At 69.6% G+C, this 14651-nt stretch carries 17 protein-coding genes; 8 read left to right on the top strand and 9 right to left on the bottom strand.

Annotation, left to right across the window (positions count from 1 at the left end; genetic code table 11):
* Positions 1–49 precede the first annotated feature (49 nt).
* On the bottom strand, positions 50–1771 hold the full coding sequence (locus tag FD678_RS11065; RefSeq protein WP_140723016.1) for an ArnT family glycosyltransferase: 1722 nt from the start codon (positions 1769–1771) through the stop codon (positions 50–52).
* 133 nt (positions 1772–1904) lie between these two features.
* Here FD678_RS11065 and FD678_RS11060 point away from each other — a divergent pair, with 133 nt between their 5' ends.
* The gene (locus FD678_RS11060) at positions 1905–2606 is read left to right on the top strand and encodes a response regulator transcription factor (RefSeq protein ID WP_019399447.1); all 702 of its coding nucleotides are present in this window, start codon (positions 1905–1907) and stop codon (positions 2604–2606) included.
* 90 nt (positions 2607–2696) lie between these two features.
* The gene (locus FD678_RS20760; protein ID WP_140723013.1) at positions 2697–4007 is read left to right on the top strand and encodes a sensor histidine kinase; all 1311 of its coding nucleotides are present in this window, start codon (positions 2697–2699) and stop codon (positions 4005–4007) included.
* 78 nt (positions 4008–4085) lie between these two features.
* Here FD678_RS20760 and FD678_RS11050 read toward each other — a convergent pair whose 3' ends face one another.
* Genes FD678_RS11050 through FD678_RS11030 form a run of 5 tightly spaced genes read right to left on the bottom strand, consistent with a single transcriptional unit; the run spans position 4086 to position 7111 of the window.
* The gene (locus tag FD678_RS11050) at positions 4086–4589 is read right to left on the bottom strand and encodes a hypothetical protein (protein WP_140723010.1); all 504 of its coding nucleotides are present in this window, start codon (positions 4587–4589) and stop codon (positions 4086–4088) included.
* A gap of 49 nt (positions 4590–4638) precedes the next feature.
* Complete coding sequence (gene minE, locus FD678_RS11045) at positions 4639–4899, bottom strand: cell division topological specificity factor MinE (RefSeq protein ID WP_140723006.1); 261 nt, start codon at positions 4897–4899, stop codon at positions 4639–4641.
* A 2-nt stretch (positions 4900–4901) separates the two neighbouring features.
* Entirely contained in the window at positions 4902–5711 is an 810-nt protein-coding gene (minD, locus tag FD678_RS11040) for a septum site-determining protein MinD (protein WP_140723003.1), read from the bottom strand.
* A 39-nt stretch (positions 5712–5750) separates the two neighbouring features.
* Positions 5751–6515, bottom strand: a complete 765-nt coding sequence (gene minC / locus FD678_RS11035; protein WP_218569651.1) for a septum site-determining protein MinC — start codon at positions 6513–6515, stop codon at positions 5751–5753.
* 2 nt (positions 6516–6517) lie between these two features.
* Positions 6518–7111 carry a GNAT family N-acetyltransferase gene (locus FD678_RS11030; RefSeq protein WP_140722997.1) on the bottom strand — a complete coding sequence of 198 codons (594 nt, stop codon included), beginning with the start codon at positions 7109–7111 and terminating at the stop codon, positions 6518–6520.
* Positions 7112–7249: 138 nt separating this feature from the next.
* Between FD678_RS11030 and FD678_RS11025 the strand changes: the two genes are divergently transcribed.
* The 6 genes from FD678_RS11025 (at position 7250) to FD678_RS11000 (ending at position 12195) form a co-directional block, all read left to right on the top strand.
* The gene (locus FD678_RS11025) at positions 7250–8476 is read left to right on the top strand and encodes a sensor histidine kinase (protein WP_140722993.1); all 1227 of its coding nucleotides are present in this window, start codon (positions 7250–7252) and stop codon (positions 8474–8476) included.
* Between the two features lie 229 nt (positions 8477–8705).
* Complete coding sequence (locus FD678_RS11020; RefSeq protein ID WP_140722990.1) at positions 8706–9347, top strand: response regulator; 642 nt, start codon at positions 8706–8708, stop codon at positions 9345–9347.
* Positions 9348–9355: 8 nt separating this feature from the next.
* Positions 9356–9499, top strand: coding sequence for a transcriptional regulator (locus FD678_RS11015; RefSeq protein ID WP_140722987.1), 144 nt, complete (start codon positions 9356–9358; stop codon positions 9497–9499).
* Between the two features lie 325 nt (positions 9500–9824).
* Positions 9825–10997: a polyketide cyclase gene (locus FD678_RS11010; RefSeq protein ID WP_140722984.1), complete on the top strand. Its 1173-nt coding sequence runs from the start codon at positions 9825–9827 to the stop codon at positions 10995–10997.
* A 146-nt stretch (positions 10998–11143) separates the two neighbouring features.
* Positions 11144–11509, top strand: coding sequence for a DUF423 domain-containing protein (locus FD678_RS11005; protein WP_256661911.1), 366 nt, complete (start codon positions 11144–11146; stop codon positions 11507–11509).
* Positions 11510–11520: 11 nt separating this feature from the next.
* Positions 11521–12195 (top strand): DNA-3-methyladenine glycosylase family protein, encoded by a 675-nt coding sequence (locus FD678_RS11000; RefSeq protein ID WP_140722978.1) that lies wholly within the window; start codon positions 11521–11523, stop codon positions 12193–12195.
* Between the two features lie 171 nt (positions 12196–12366).
* Here FD678_RS11000 and FD678_RS10995 read toward each other — a convergent pair whose 3' ends face one another.
* Genes FD678_RS10995 through FD678_RS10990 form a run of 3 tightly spaced genes read right to left on the bottom strand, consistent with a single transcriptional unit; the run spans position 12367 to position 14651 of the window.
* The gene (locus FD678_RS10995) at positions 12367–13182 is read right to left on the bottom strand and encodes a M15 family metallopeptidase (RefSeq protein WP_140722975.1); all 816 of its coding nucleotides are present in this window, start codon (positions 13180–13182) and stop codon (positions 12367–12369) included.
* A 9-nt stretch (positions 13183–13191) separates the two neighbouring features.
* The gene (locus FD678_RS20240; RefSeq protein WP_177497690.1) at positions 13192–13365 is read right to left on the bottom strand and encodes a hypothetical protein; all 174 of its coding nucleotides are present in this window, start codon (positions 13363–13365) and stop codon (positions 13192–13194) included.
* Positions 13362–14651: an alpha/beta hydrolase gene (locus FD678_RS10990; RefSeq protein WP_140722972.1), complete on the bottom strand. Its 1290-nt coding sequence runs from the start codon at positions 14649–14651 to the stop codon at positions 13362–13364. The genes FD678_RS20240 and FD678_RS10990 overlap by 4 nt, the downstream gene beginning before the upstream one ends.

The raw sequence follows: 14651 nt of genomic DNA, 5'->3' as shown, positions 1-14651 counted from the left end.
TCGGACAACCGTTGCCCGGCGCTTAACGTCAGGCAACGTCCCCGGCGGTTCAGTTGCCGTTGTCGTCGCCCGCGCCGGCCTGGTCTTTCGCGGGCGTCACGCAGCCCGGCTTCAGTGCACTGCCCGGCACCAGTTGCCAGGCATTGCGGTTGGACTCGCCGATGTCGATCGCCTGCGCGCGGTCCACGCAGGGGCTCATCGCGTCGCGCAGCACGAACAGCCAGCGCCGCTGCGGCGCCTGCGCCACCCAGTCCGCGGCGCGTGCCCATTGCACGTCCCAGGGCTGCTTGAAGCCGAAGTCCACCGCCGGCCGGTCCGCCTGCAGCAGGTTCTGCTCGCGCCAGGCGATCATCCCCAGTTCCGCGCCGGGGCCGATGCGCTCGCCCACGCGCTGCATCAGGCCGGCCGCCGAGCTGTAGGGATCGAGTGCCACCATCAGGCCCAGGCCATGGATCGTCCACAGCAGCGCCGTGGCGGCGACCACCAGCGCGCCGGCGCGTCGCAGCCGCGCCCAGGCCGCGAGCAGCAGGACAGGGATGGCGAAGGCGAGCAGCCAGGCGCCGAACACCTGCATCGCCGCCGGGTCGATCGCGCGCTTGAGCGCGCCCCGCATCGCCCATCCGACCTGCATGCACAGGCCGGCGCCGACCGCCAGCGCGGCCAGCGCCAGCAGCCAGACATAACCGGCCAGGACCCAGCGGGTCGCGCGCCTGCGCAGCAATCCGGGCAGCAGCGGCGCGGCAGCCACGGCCAGCGCCGGCAGCATCGGGAAGATGTAGACCTCGCGCTTGCCGGGGCTCGCGCTGAAGAACGCCAGCACCAACACGCTCCAGCCGAGCAGCAGCCAATGGCGCGGATCGCCGCGCCGCAGGCGCCGCCGCCAGGCCGGCAGCAGTTGCGGCAGCAGCAGGCAGCCCGGCAGCCACAACGTGGCGATCACCTGCAGGTAGTACCAGGCCGGCTGCACGTGGTGCCAGGCCGCGGTGTAGCGCGTACCGGTCTGCTTGAACAGCAATTCGTGCGCATAGGCGCGCAGGCTGGGGTCGGGAGCCTGCCACAGCGCGATCGCCAACGGCAGCAGCCACACCGCCGTGCCGGCGACGAAGGCCGGGACCGCGCCCAGCCATGCCGGCCATGCGCCACGCACCGCGTCCGCGCGATGCCGGTGGCGCCAGACCGCCCACGGCAGCAGCACCAGCAGCGGCAGGAAACCCACGCCCTTGGTCACCGTGCCCAGCCCGGCGGCGAACGCGCCCAGCGCCCAGGCCGGCCAGTCGCGGCCGCGCAGCAGGTGCCGCAACAGTCCCCACAGCGACAGCGTGGTCATCGCCACCAGCACCATGTCGATCTGCGCGCGCTTGGCCAGCACCCCGAACTGCAAGGTGGCGAACAGCGCCAGCACCGCGTAGCGCGCCACGCGCCGGTTCCACAGCCGGCGCGCCAGGTCCCAGGTCAGCCACAGGGTCGCCAGCGCCGCGAGCAGCGAAGGCAGCAGGAAGGCGACGCGCCAGTCGCGCACCAGTTCGAACGCGCCGGCCTGCATCCACATGAACACCGGCGGCTTTTCCGCGTACAACTCGCTGCCCCGGTGCGGCAATAGCCACTGCCCGCTCTGCACCATCGCGCGCGCGGCGAGCACGAAGCGGGGTTCGTCCGGCGGGTTGGGCTGGCGCAGCCCCAGCCCGGCCAGCAGGGCGAGCACGATCGCCAGCAGCGCGGCGCGGTAGGCCCAACGCCGCCGCCGCTCCAGGGGTGTGATGGAAGTCTGCACGTTGGAATGCGGGCAAAACGGGCGCAGACTATGCCGCGGCGAGCGTGGGAAGTTTGTCGGAACCTGCCGTTTCGACGCGCTTCCGACATCGCCCGGCTACGATGCACGACCACATCTTTCCCGGAGACCGACGATGCGGCTGCTCGTCATCGAGGACAACCGCAATCTGGTGGCCAACCTGTTCGACTATTTCGAGGCGCGCGGCCATACCCTGGATGCCGCGCCGGACGGCATCACCGGCCTGCACCTGGCCACCACGCAGCCCTACGACGCCATCGTGCTGGACTGGATGATGCCGCGCATGGACGGCCCGGAAGTGCTGCGCCGGCTGCGCGAGGAACACCTGTCCGAACTGCCGGTGATCATGCTGACCGCGCGCGACGAGCTGCCCGACAAGATCGCCGGCTTCCGCGCCGGCGCCGACGACTATCTCACCAAGCCGTTCGCGCTGCCCGAGCTGGAAGTCCGGCTGGAAGCGCTGCTGGTGCGCGCGCAGGGGCGTGGCCGCAGCAAGCTGCTGACGGTCGGCGACCTGAAGCTGGACCTGGCGACGCTGGAGGCCAGCCGCGCCGGCAAGCCGCTGCACCTGTATCCCGCCTGCCGCAAGCTGCTGCAGGTGCTGATGCAGGCCAGCCCGGCCGCGGTCACCCGCGAGAAGCTCGAACAGGCCCTTTGGGGCGACGAGCCGCCGGACGGCGACATGCTGCGCTCCCACATCTACGACCTGCGGCGCAGCGTGGATGGCCCGTTCGAGGAGAAGCTGATCCACACCCTGCCGCGCGTCGGCTACCGGCTCGGCCCCGCCGGGCACCAGGAACGCCTGCATGCCGAATAGCCCGCGTCGCGCCCTGGGCCGCAAGCGCGGGGCCCCGCCGGCGCCGGGCCTGGCGTCGCGGCGCCGCATCCCGGACGGCGCGCGCCTTCCATGAAGCCGGGCGGGATACGTTCCAGACTGGGCGGGCTGCGCGCGCGCGTCACGCTGTGGCTGGTGATCTACGCCGCGCTGATCTCGCTCGCGGTGTTCATCCATGGCTTCATCGTCAACGAGCAGGCCGAGCAGCTGACCTGGCGCTCGCTGCTCAAGTCGGAGTTGGCCCACTTCGTCCAGCGCAGCGCCGAGGATCCGCATTACCACTGGACCGACACCGAGACCGTGCAGCTGTACGGCGACGACGACGACTCGCCGGCGCCGCCGGAGTTCGCCCGCTTCGGCCCGGGCATCCACGACGGCATCGAGTACCAGGGGCGCGACAAGGTGCTGATGGTGCAGGACGTCAACGGCCGGCGGCTGGTGCTGGCGCTGGACATCACCCAGTTGCAGGCGCACGAGAACAACCTGGGGTTGTGGATGCTGGTCTCCAACATCATCGCGATCGTGCTGCTCGGCATCCTCGTGGCCTGGGGCCTGGGGCGGGTGGTGCAGCCCCTGGCCGACATGGCCAAGCGCATCCACGCGCTGCGCCCGGACCGGCCTGGCCAGCACATCGACGTGGTGAAGGGCGCCAGCCACGAGCAGGTGGTGATCGCCGAGGCGCTCAACGACTACCTGCAACGCAACGACACCTTCGTCGAGCGCGAGCGCGCCTTCATCGACAGCACCAGCCACGAGCTGCGCACGCCGATCGCGGTGATCCGCGGCGCCAGCGAGCTGGCCCTGGACCAGCCGGACACGCCGCCGGCGGTGCGCCACCAGCTGCTGCGCATCCGCCAGACCGCCGAGTCGGTCGAGCAGCTGGTCACGCTGCTGCTGGTGCTGGCGAAGGACCCCAGGCGGCTGGAGAAGAGCAGCGATTACGTGAACCTGGACGAGCTGCTGCCGGACATCCTCGACGACCATCGCCACCTGTGCGCGGACAAGGACCTCGGCCTGCAACTGGTCGAGCTGGCGCGCTGCGAGCTGTTCGCGCCGGTGGCGATCATGCAGGTCGCGATCGGCAATCTGCTGCGCAACGCCATCGAGAACAGCGACCGCGGCGTGATCCGCGTGTCCCTGCTGGCGCCGGCGACGGTACGGATCGAGGATCCCGGCCACGGCATGAGCCCGGAAGAGATCGCCGCGATCTACCGCCGGATCGCGCGCGGCGACCCGCGGCAGGGCAGCGGCATCGGCCTGGACCTGCTGGGCCGCCTGTGCGAGCACCTGGGCTGGAAGCTGCAACTGGACTCGGAGACCGGGCAGGGCACCGTGGCCACGCTGGACATGAGCGGCTCGCTGGCCAAGAGCCGGGATTCGTGATTGGGGATTCGGGATTGGCAAGAGCGTAGGCTCACGCCGCTCCTACAAATCCCGAATCCCGAATCCCGAATCCCGGCCTTAAAGCAACAGCCCGCGCGCGGTCAGCCAGGCGCGTGCATCCTCGGCATCTTGCTCGAACCAAGCCCTCGTCGACCCAAGCCGGTACGTATAACCCCACGCATCCATGTCGGCCATCAGCCGCGCGCTGCCCACGCCGGGCAACTGGTCGGCCAGCACGATCTGCAGGTAGCAGGTGGCGTCTTCTTCCTCGACCGAGTCGGTCGCGTCGGTATGCACCGCCGCGCGCCTGTCGGGCGGCAGCACGATCAGGTGGCAGGCCTCGTGCAGCATCGAGTGCACCGGGGTATCGCCGCGCACGTACACGTTGCTGCCGATGATGCCGGCCTCCGGCTCGCCCCAGTAGCTGCCCGGGATCGCCGCGCCATCGGCGACGCGATGCAGGGCCAGGCCATGGCGCGCCAGCAGCGCGGCGGCAGCGGCGGAGTCGATCTGGCCCACGCACAGCACGCCGGCCGGTGCGTCGGGTGCCAAGGTCTCGGGCCGGGCAGGGGCGGGTGTCATCGTCGCGTGCTCCACGCCGGCCGCGCGAGGCGGCCGGCGCGCATGGCGTTCACTTGCTGTCGTGCTCGTCCGGCAATGCCACGGAGATGTCGAGCACGTCGTTGGCGCCGTCCTTGATCAGGTCGACCTTGACCGCGTCGGCATCGATGTTGACGTACTTCTTGATCACTTCCAGCAGTTCGCGCTGCAGCAGCGGCAGGTAATCCGGGCCGCCACGCTGGGTACGCTCCTGCGCGATGATGATCTGCAGGCGGTTCTTGGCCGTCTCGGCGGTGTTCTTCTTGCTCTTGAGAAAATCGAGCAGTCCCATGCTTACCCTCCGAACAGCTTGCTGAAGAAGCCCTTCTTCTCCACGGTGGTGAAGCGCATCGGGCGGTCTTCGCCCAGGATGCGGCCAACGGCGTCTTCATAAGCCTGTCCGGCCGGGGATTCGGTGTCCAGGATCACCGGTTCGCCCTTGTTGGAGGCGTTGAGCACGTCGCCCGATTCGGGGATCACGCCGATCGCCTTCAGGCCCAGCACTTCCTCGACGTCGGCGATGGACAGCATCTCGCCGCCCTCCACGCGCGCCGGGCTGTAGCGGGTCAGCAGCAGCGAGGCGGGCACGGTGCCGCCGTTCTCGGCCTTGTGGGTCTTGGAATCGAGCAGGCCGATGATGCGGTCCGAGTCGCGCACCGAGGACACCTCGGGGTTGACCACCACCACCGCGCGGTCGGCGAAGTACATCGCCAGGAACGCGCCCTTCTCGATGCCCGCCGGCGAGTCGCAGACGATGTAGTCGAAGCCGTCGTCGGCCAGGTCCTTGAGCACCTTCTCGACGCCTTCCTTGGTCAGCGCGTCCTTGTCGCGCGTCTGCGAGGCCGCCAGCACGTACAGGTTCTCGAAGCGCTTGTCCTTGATCAACGCCTGCTTCAGCGTCGCCTCGCCGTGCACCACGTTGACGAAGTCGTACACCACGCGGCGCTCGCAGCCCATGATCAGGTCGAGGTTGCGAAGGCCCACGTCGAAGTCGATGACCGCGACCTTCTTGCCGCGCCGCGCCAGCCCGCAGGCCAGGCTCGCGCTGGTGGTGGTCTTGCCGACGCCGCCCTTGCCGGAGGTGACTACGATGATTTCAGCCAAAGGATTTCTCCCGATGTTGTTCTTTTGATAGGGAGCCGCTCAATCGAGGGCGGCGATCTTGATCTGATCCTGCTCCAGCCAGACCTGTACGGCCTTGCCTCGCAGGTCCATGGGTACATCGTCCAGCACCTTGTAGTGGCCGGCAATGGCGACCAGTTCGGCGTGGAAGTCGCGGCAGAAGATCCGCGCCTCGGTGTTGCCGCGCGCGCCGGCCAGGGCGCGGCCGCGCAGCGTGCCGTAGATGTGGATGCTGCCGTCGGCGATCACTTCGGCGCCGGCGCCGACCGTGCTCAGCACGGTCAGGTCGCAGTTCTCCGCGTACAGCTGCTGGCCCGAGCGCACCGCCGCGCGCTGCATGCGGCCGGGCTTGGGCTGGGCCTGGGGCTTGGCAGCGGGCGGCGGCGGGGCCTGCCGGGGAGCTGGCGCGGGCGTGGGCGCCGCGGCCGCGGCCCCGCCGTCGATCCGTTCGTACTGGGCGCGGAACTTGGCCAGCAGCGGCAGCCCGAGCTGCTCGGACAGCGCTTCGATGCTGCTGGTGCCGTAGGCCAGCGCCACCGGCAGCACGCCGGCCTGGCGCAGGCCGTCCAGCAGCGCCTGCGCGGTCGGCAGGTCCGGCGCCTGCGAGAGCCCGCCGAAGTCCAGGATCACCGCGGCGCGCCCGAACAGCTTCGGCGCGCGCGCCACGCGCTCGTGCATCTCCTGCACCAGCTTCTCCACGTCCAGCGTGCGGACGCGCAGGTTGGCGATGCCCACCTGGCCGATCTTCAGCTCGCCGGCCTGCTCGAAATCGAGGTTCGCCGACACGTTCAGGTCCCCGTCGGGCGCTGCGCGCGCGGCAGGTGGCGGGGGTGCCCGATCCAGGGCACCTCCGGCAACGCGTCGCCGTAGGTGTCGTGCACCCATTCGTAGCTGCACAGGTCCTTCAGCAGCATGCTGGCGCGCACGTCGACCTCGGGCATCAGGTTCTGGCCGACCTCGCGGAAGCCGAAGCTGCCGTGGAACAGCAGCGCGGCGTCGGCGCCGTGGTCCAGGAACACCTCGCAGGCCAGCTGCGGATAGCGCAGCTCGGCGTAGCTCTGCACGTCGGCGTAGAACGCCCGGCCCACGCCGCCGCCGCGCCGGCGGCTGGCGACCACGATGCGGTCGATGTAGAAGAAATGCGGGTAATGCTCGCGGAACCAGCGGAAGTTGCTGCTGTCGTGATCGCTGCCGCTGCCGAAGCCGACCAGGAAGCCGGCCAGGTTGCCGTCGCGCTCGGCGACGCGGAAATACTCGGCGGTCTCGTAGAAATGGTGCAGGCGGGCGCTGTCCAGGGGCAGGATCGCCAGGCCGGCGTTGTTGTTCAGTGCCAGGACGGAATCGAGCTCATGCTCGCGCACGTCGCGGATGACGATCGACATTGATACTCCGGGGGTAACGCGGGTGGTCCGATCTCGGGACCTTGCGCGGGATTATTGCATGACCCGCCCTGAGCGGCACCCAAGCGGGCGTGACTTCCGGAGCAGGGCGGCGCGGCGCGATCCGCCTAAGATGCGGCCATGTTGGGATATCTCAGCCATACCCGCGTCCTGCGTTTCGCCGGCCTGTTCACCTGGGCCATCGTCTGCGTGCCGATGCTGCTGATCCTGTTCGTCCAGGGCGGAAACCCGGAAACGGCGAGCCGCGAGGCGGTATGGCCGTTCCTGGCCTACCTGGTGTTCGGGGTCAGCTATTTCTGGCTCACCCGCGGCCTGGACAGCGGCGGGCATGCGCGCTGGCACGACCGGCTGATCCTGCTGGTGCTGACCGTCAGCGCGCTGGCGGTGAGCTACTTCAACGGTTCCGGCCTGGGCAGCATCCTGATGATGGTGGCGGCGGGCGTGATCCCGTGGCTGCTGCCGGCGCGACTGGGCGTGATCTGGCTGTTGCTGAGCCAGCTGGCGGTGCTGCCGGTCTACTACTTCATCCTCGGCTTCTCGCTGGTGGAAGCGCTGATGCAGTCGTTGCTGTACGGCGGCTTCTCGATGTTCATCTTCGTGACCAGCCTGGTTTCCCGCCAGCAGACCGAGGCGCGCGAGGAGCAGCGCCGGCTGAATGCGGAGCTGCGCGCCACCCGCGCCTTGCTGGCCGAGAGCGCCCGCGTCAACGAGCGCACCCGCATCTCGCGCGAGCTCCACGACCTGCTCGGCCACCACCTGACCGCGCTGAGCCTGAACCTGGAGGTCGCCAGCCACATCACCGAGGGCCAGGCGCAGGAACACGTGAAGCAGGCTCATACCCTGGCCAAGCTGCTGCTCACCGACGTGCGCGAGGCGGTCAGCCAGTTACGCGAGAGCGGGGCGATCGAGCTGGCCGCGGCGCTGCGGCCGCTGGTGGCGCAGGTTCCATCCCTGGAGATCCACCTGGACATCGCCGCCCCGTTGACCGTGGAGGACCCCGATCGGGCCCACGTGCTGCTGCGCTGCACCCAGGAGATCATCACCAACGCGGTCCGCCACGCCGGCGCGAACAACCTGTGGATCCGGGTGTTCCGCGACGGCGGCGACGTGGTGATCGATGCCCGCGACGACGGCCAGGGCGCCGATCACATCGATCCCGGCAACGGCCTGCGCGGCATGCGCGAACGCCTGGCCCAGCATGGCGGCCGCCTGGACATCGAAACCCGCCGGGGCGCAGGCTTCCGCCTTCGCGCCTCGGTCCCGGGCGCGCCCGCGTTGATGCCGGCCGCCGTGCCGGGGCTCGTCGACGCTATCGGGACAGGCCACGCCGCCCCTGGGCGCGTGTGAGGCTAAGGAAGAGCGAGGGAGCTTATGTTGATAAGGAATGAAGTGATGGCGCAGCATCGCACGCGCTCCAGGGCGGCCCTTCGGGTTGCCGTGCCCGGCACCCCGGTGGCCGCGCGCGGCCTGCACGGGCGATGGCCAGCCTGCCGCAGCGCCATGCACGACCGCCTGGACGCCGGGCGCCGCGACGCGGCCCATCCCAATAGCGTTAACAAGCCCTAGGAGCGCAGTGATGATCCGAGTCTGTCTGGTCGACGACCAAACGCTGGTGCGGCAGGGGATCCGCTCGCTGCTGGCACTGGACGACGGCATCGAAGTGGTGGCCGAGGCCGGCGACGGGCGCCAGGCCGTGGAGCAGATCCCGCAGGTGAAGCCCGACGTGGTGCTGATGGACATGCGCATGCCGGTGATGTCCGGCCTGGAGGCGCTGCAGACGCTGTCGCGGGCGGGCGCGCTGCCGCCGACGATCATCCTGACCACCTTCGACGACGACCAGTTGGTGCTGGCCGGCCTCAAGGCCGGGGCCAAGGGCTACCTGCTCAAGGACGTCTCGCTGGAGCAACTGGTGGGCGCGATCCGCACCGTGGCCGAAGGCGGGTCGCTGGTGCAGCCGGCGGTGACCCAGCGCCTGCTGTCGGGCCTGGAGCACATGCGCAACGAGTTCGTCAGCCTGGACCGCCCGGACCCGCTGACCGACCGCGAGACCGAGATCCTGCGGCTGATGGCCTCGGGCTTCTCCAACAAGGAGATCGCCAATTCGCTGGGCGTGGCCGAAGGCACGATCAAGAACCACGTCTCCAACATCCTGTCCAAGCTCGGGGTACGCGACCGCACCCGGGCGGTGCTCAAGGCCTTCGAGCTGCAGTTGGTCTGATCGACAGGATGCCCTGCCCGCCGCAGCGCGGCGGGCGCTCGCGGCCGTGCGAGGCGGTGCCTCGCGGGCGACGGCCGCTCGCCCTGTCCAAGCTCGGGGTGCGCGACCGCACCCGGGCGGTGCTCAAGGCCTTCGAGCTGCAGTTGGTCTGACGGCCCGCGCGCTCCAGTCCTTCGGATCCGGTCCCCGGGCCCGCGGGTGGTCCGGCCGGCACGGTGCTGGCGCCTCCGGCGCATGGCCCGTCCCGCAAGGAGGCTGTACGTACCCGCACGGAACCATCCGGCGGCCCCGGCCGACAGGCGGGAAATCCATGGCTGGCAAGGGTTTCCGGGAGCCAATGGCAGCGCGGGTGGCACCGTTTCCACGCGGGTATGGGAAAGCGCTTTACCCGCAACTGAACATCTGCCGCGAAGCCTGCTAGGATGGGGGCTTCGCTTCAATCAACCCGGCCGTGGGATCGGCCCCGGAGACTCCTGAATGACCCGTATTATCGAGTTCCTGATCGCCTTGGGGATCGTGGCTGGCCTGTTCGTCGTGGTGGGCCTGGTTCTGCCCTCGGAGCGCCACATGTCCGAGAGCGTCGAGACCAACCGCAAGATGACGATCGTGTACGACACGCTGAATGGCTTTCAGCGCTTCAAGGACTGGAACCCGCTGGTGCTGCGCGATCCCAAGATCCAGCTGAAGGTATCCGGCCCGGCCAACGGCAAGGGCGCCCGCATCGACTACAGCTCGCAGGAAGGCTACATCGGCCAGGGCAGCTGGACGATCACCGACAGCGTCAAGAACGAGCGCATCGAGATCGCGATCGAGGATCCGACCCGCGGCCATGACAAGGTGACCTCCTTCGCGCTGCAGCCGACCGGCAAGAACAACCGCAACGTCAAGATCACCCAGGACTACAGCGTCAAGTACGGCTGGAACCTGTTCGGGCGCTATGCCGGCCTGTACGTCAGCCGCCATGTCGGCGACGACCTGAAGCTGGGCCTGTCGCGCCTGAGCAACATCCTGGCGACGGTGCCGAACTTCGACTACCGCACCGAGATCGACGGCAAGCCGATCCTGGGCGACCTGAAGATCGTCGACGTCCCGGCCGAGGACCTGCTGGTGGTCAACGCGGGCAACATCGACCGCGACAACGACACCATCAAGAAGTCGATCAAGGACAACCAGGAGTGGATCAAGCGCGTCATGGACGCCAACGGCCTGGAGGCCGCCGGTCCGGTCCGCATCGTGACCACCGACTTCGCCGCCGAGAAGTACGCGTTCGACGTCGTGCAGCCGGTGCGCAAGAAGGCCGGTGCCGCGCCGAAGGCCGACGAGAAGGACGACGCCAAGAAGGACGAGGCGAAGGACGAGGCCCCGGCCGCCGCCGATGCGACCCCGGTCGCCGCCACCGGCGACAAGCTGAAGGTCAACGTGCCGTCCGGCGCCCCGGTGCAGTACGTGCGCACCGAGCCGCACCGTTCCGCGTTCGGCACCTTCACCGGCCACATGGCGGGCCTGGACGTGGTGCGCAACTCGCTGCGTGCCTGGGCCGTCACCAGCGGCTACGACGTGGTGGACCGTCCGTACGAAGCCTGGAAGGGCGGCGTGGACAAGTCGTTCACCACCGACGGCACCTACGACGTGTACTGGGCGATCAAGTAAGCCCGGGACGCCGGATGAGTTGATCCGTCACACGAGCGCGCCGCAGCAATGCGGCGCGCTTTTTCGTTGCGGCCCCGGAAATGCGTGTTCCCCCGCGAGCACGGATTTCCGCGCGGATCCGCCTTATCGTTGGAAACCCCATGCGCATGATCGACCGCCGTTCCCGCAAACCTTCGCTGCTGGCCTGCATCGGCGGGCTGCTGGCCGCCGCCTCGATCGGGCTCGCGGCCTATGCCGCACACGGCGTGGCCGATCCGAGCGCGCAGTCGCGGCTGCAGACCGCGGCGCTGTATGCCTTCGGCCACGGCGTGGCGCTCGCCGCGCTGGGCCGCAAGGCCGACCGCCTGCTGGAGACGCTGGCGCTGTCGCTGCTGCTGGTCGGCACGCTGCTGTTCTCGGGCAGCCTGCTCGGCGGCGCGCTATGGGGCTGGTCGACCCGGTTCGCCCCGGCCGGCGGCATCGCGATGATGGCCGGCTGGGTGCTGTTCGCGTTCAACGCGATGCGACGCTGAGGAGCTGCCCGATGGCGAGGCACGCACGTGGTTTCGATGTGGAGGCGGCGTTCGAGTACCTGTCGCGCCGCGATCGCAAGCTGGCGGCATGGATGCGCAGGATCGGGCCGGTCGAGCCGCCACCCGGATGGCGCAAGCCGTTCGATCCGGTCGATGCGCTGGCGCGGGCGATCCTGTTCCAGCAACTCAGCGGCAAGGCCGCGGCCACCATCGTCGGACGGGTCGAGGCCGCGATCGGCAGCACGCGGCTGCATGCCGACACGCTGGGCCGGATCGACGATGCCGCCCTGCGCGCCTGCGGCGTGTCCGGCAACAAGATGCTGGCCTTGCGCGACCTGGCGCGGCGCGAACTGGCCGGCGAGATTCCGTCGCTGCGGCAGATGGCGTTCATGCATCACGACGCGATCGTCGAGGCATTGGTGCCGATCCGCGGCATCGGCCGCTGGACGGTGGAGATGATGCTGATGTTCCGGCTGGGCCGCCCGGACGTACTGCCGGTGGACGACCTGGGCGTCCGCAAGGGCGCCCAGCGCGTGGACCGGTTGGAAACGGCGCCGACCCCGAAGGAACTGGCGGCGCGCGGCGAGCGCTGGGGGCCGTATCGCACCTACGCCGGGCTGTATCTCTGGAAGATCGCCGACTTCGTCGAGGGCGCGAAGGCGCCGACCAACCGTTCGCAGGACTGAGGAAAGTGCCTCCTTGCAGGAACGGTTTTTGCGGGAGCCTGCTTCTGTGGGAGCGGCTTCAGCCGCGATGGGGCTTTACATGTAGGCCCTTCCGCAAAGCGCGCACATCCATCCGCGGGGATTGAAAAGTAAAGCCCATCGCGGCTGAAGCCGCTCCCACGAAAGCCGGCCCTACAAGGGCCGCGCGGGATCGGATCGGAAGCACCAGTGCCAGGGCTCGTAGACGATGCCATGCGGATTGTCGCGCGGGTAGCTCATGCGGAAGCCGAAATCGCCGGCGTGGCGCGACAGCCAATGGAAGGCGGGCGTGCGCTCGAAGCTCTCCTCGGCCGGCGGCTCGCCCGGCGCGCCGATGTCGAGCGCGTTGCCGCTGTGGTGCTCGCTGAAGCCAGGGGCGGCGTTGACCTGCAGGATCTGCGGCAAGGCCTGGCCGCGCGCGAGCTTCCGTTCGAAGATGCCGAGCTGGTAGTCGTGGCTGCGGTAGCCGGAGATCGCATCGAGCGCGATGCCGTCGCGCCCGGCCGCATCGCGCATGCGCTGCCAGCCGCGCGCGGCGCCGGCGGTCAGCCACAACGGCCTGCGGTAGCGATCGAACCCGGCGAGTACGAGGTGCGCGGGTTCGGCCTCGGTGGCGAGCCCGGTGGCCTGCGCGTACTCCGCCCGGTCCAGTCCAAGCCGCTGGAGGTGCCGGTCGAGCCGGTCGAGCGGCAGGGCGCCTTCCGGAAGACGGTGGCGGGTACCGGACAGCAGGCTGTCCAGCGCATCGAGCGCCGTCTCGATGCCGGGTTCGCGCATCAGGCGCGGCAGCAGCGGGTGCAGGACCCACGCCGATGCGGCCGCCAGGTACCGGCCATCGCGCTTGCGTCGCAGCAGCCAGTCCGAACGCGCGAGCGCGCGCGCATCGGCGTTGCTGCGCGCGCGCAGCAGTCGCGCGGGCCACAGTTCGATCTCGGCGGTGTTGACCAGCAGGGGGGGAGCGGTATGCACGCGCAGAGCTTAGGGCGTACGGCGCGTTCCGGCCAACTGTTGCAGGTCTTGCAGCAGCTGGCGCGGACGTTCCGGGCTGGTGAGCAGCCAGCCGCCGTCGTGCAGCGGGATTGCCAGTACGCGGCGGCTGTCGGTGATCGGGCGGGACGCGTGCACTGGATCGTGCGTGGCGATATCGCTCATGGCGATGCGCCAGTGCCTGGTCGCGCGCGTACCCAGGCGGCCACGTCGGCGATGAGGCGGCCGTCGACGTGCCCGGGCTGGTGGTATTCGGCTAGGCTGGACGGGCCGCTGCCGGCGATGCCGAGATGGTTGAGCGCCGGGTAGAGGCGCAGTGCGGCCTTGCCGTTACCAGCCAGTGCCTTCTTCCACAGGTCCCAATCCGGCCGCGTGACCTGGAAATCGCGTTCGCCCTGCAGCCACAGCACCGGCAGGTCGAGCTTGGCGAGGTCGGCAACCGGATTCACGCGATCCGCATCGCGCCAATAGCTGGCCGGCGCACCGATCAGGCGGGCGGAAGGATCGCTGCCATCGCGGATTACGCGGATCTGTCGTTCGATCTCGGCGACGTGCGCGCGGTCCTCCGCGGAATAGTCGCCGTCGAGGCTCAGCAGGTAGCGGTTCTGTTCCGGCAGCAGGTCGAGCAGCGGGCGCGCCGGTGCGGCCCACAGGACCAGGCCGGCCACTTTGCCCGAACGTGCCGCGATGCGCGGCGCGAGCATGCCGCCCTGGCTGTGGCCCATCACATGGATGCGGCGCGGGTCGATGCCGGGCGTGACGGCGAGCAGCGCGACCGCCGCCACCGCATCGCCGATGGTTTCCTCGTCGAGGCCGAAGTCGCGGCCAGAGAAATCCTGCGGTCGAGCGCGCGTGCGCTTGTCGTAGCGCAGCGTCGCGATGCCCTGGGCGGCCAGGCCGCGCGCGACGTCGAGGAAAGGACGGTTGGCGCCGATGGTTTCGTCGCGGTCCTGCGGGCCGGAGCCATGGACCAGCACGACGGCCGGGAACGGGCCTGCGCCGTCGGGCAGGGCAAGCAGCCCGGGCAAGCCGGCGACCTGCACTTCGCGTTCGCTGAAGCCGGCATCGGCGGCGAGTGGCGGTGCAGGGGGAACCGCGGGTTGCAGCAACAATCCCGCGATGCGATCGCGCTGGTCGAGGCTGACCAGGGCATTGAGATCGCCGCGCTCGAAATGCAGCGGGACGACGACGAGGGTATGCGCTTCCGTGTCGGCCTGCCGGGGTTGGCCGCGTTGTTTCAGAGCGCCGACCTGTGCGGGCAGCGCGTTCCAGACCGCGGCGAGCTTGTCGGCAGGAATGGCCTTGGCCATCTCGGGGGTGAAATCGCGCGTGGCCTCGTCGAATTGCCCGGCTTCGAGGCGGTCGAGCAAGCGCATCGCGGCTTGCTGCGGTTCGGCCGCTGAGGCGACCGATGCCATCGACAACAGCAGCAGCGCAAGGTGGCGGGCCAT

This window comes from Pseudomonas sp. Hp2 (genome assembly GCF_006386585.1).
Classification (GTDB): Bacteria; Pseudomonadota; Gammaproteobacteria; order Xanthomonadales; family Xanthomonadaceae; genus Pseudomonas_S; species Pseudomonas_S boreopolis.
This window is presented reverse-complemented; position numbering and strand designations above follow the sequence as displayed.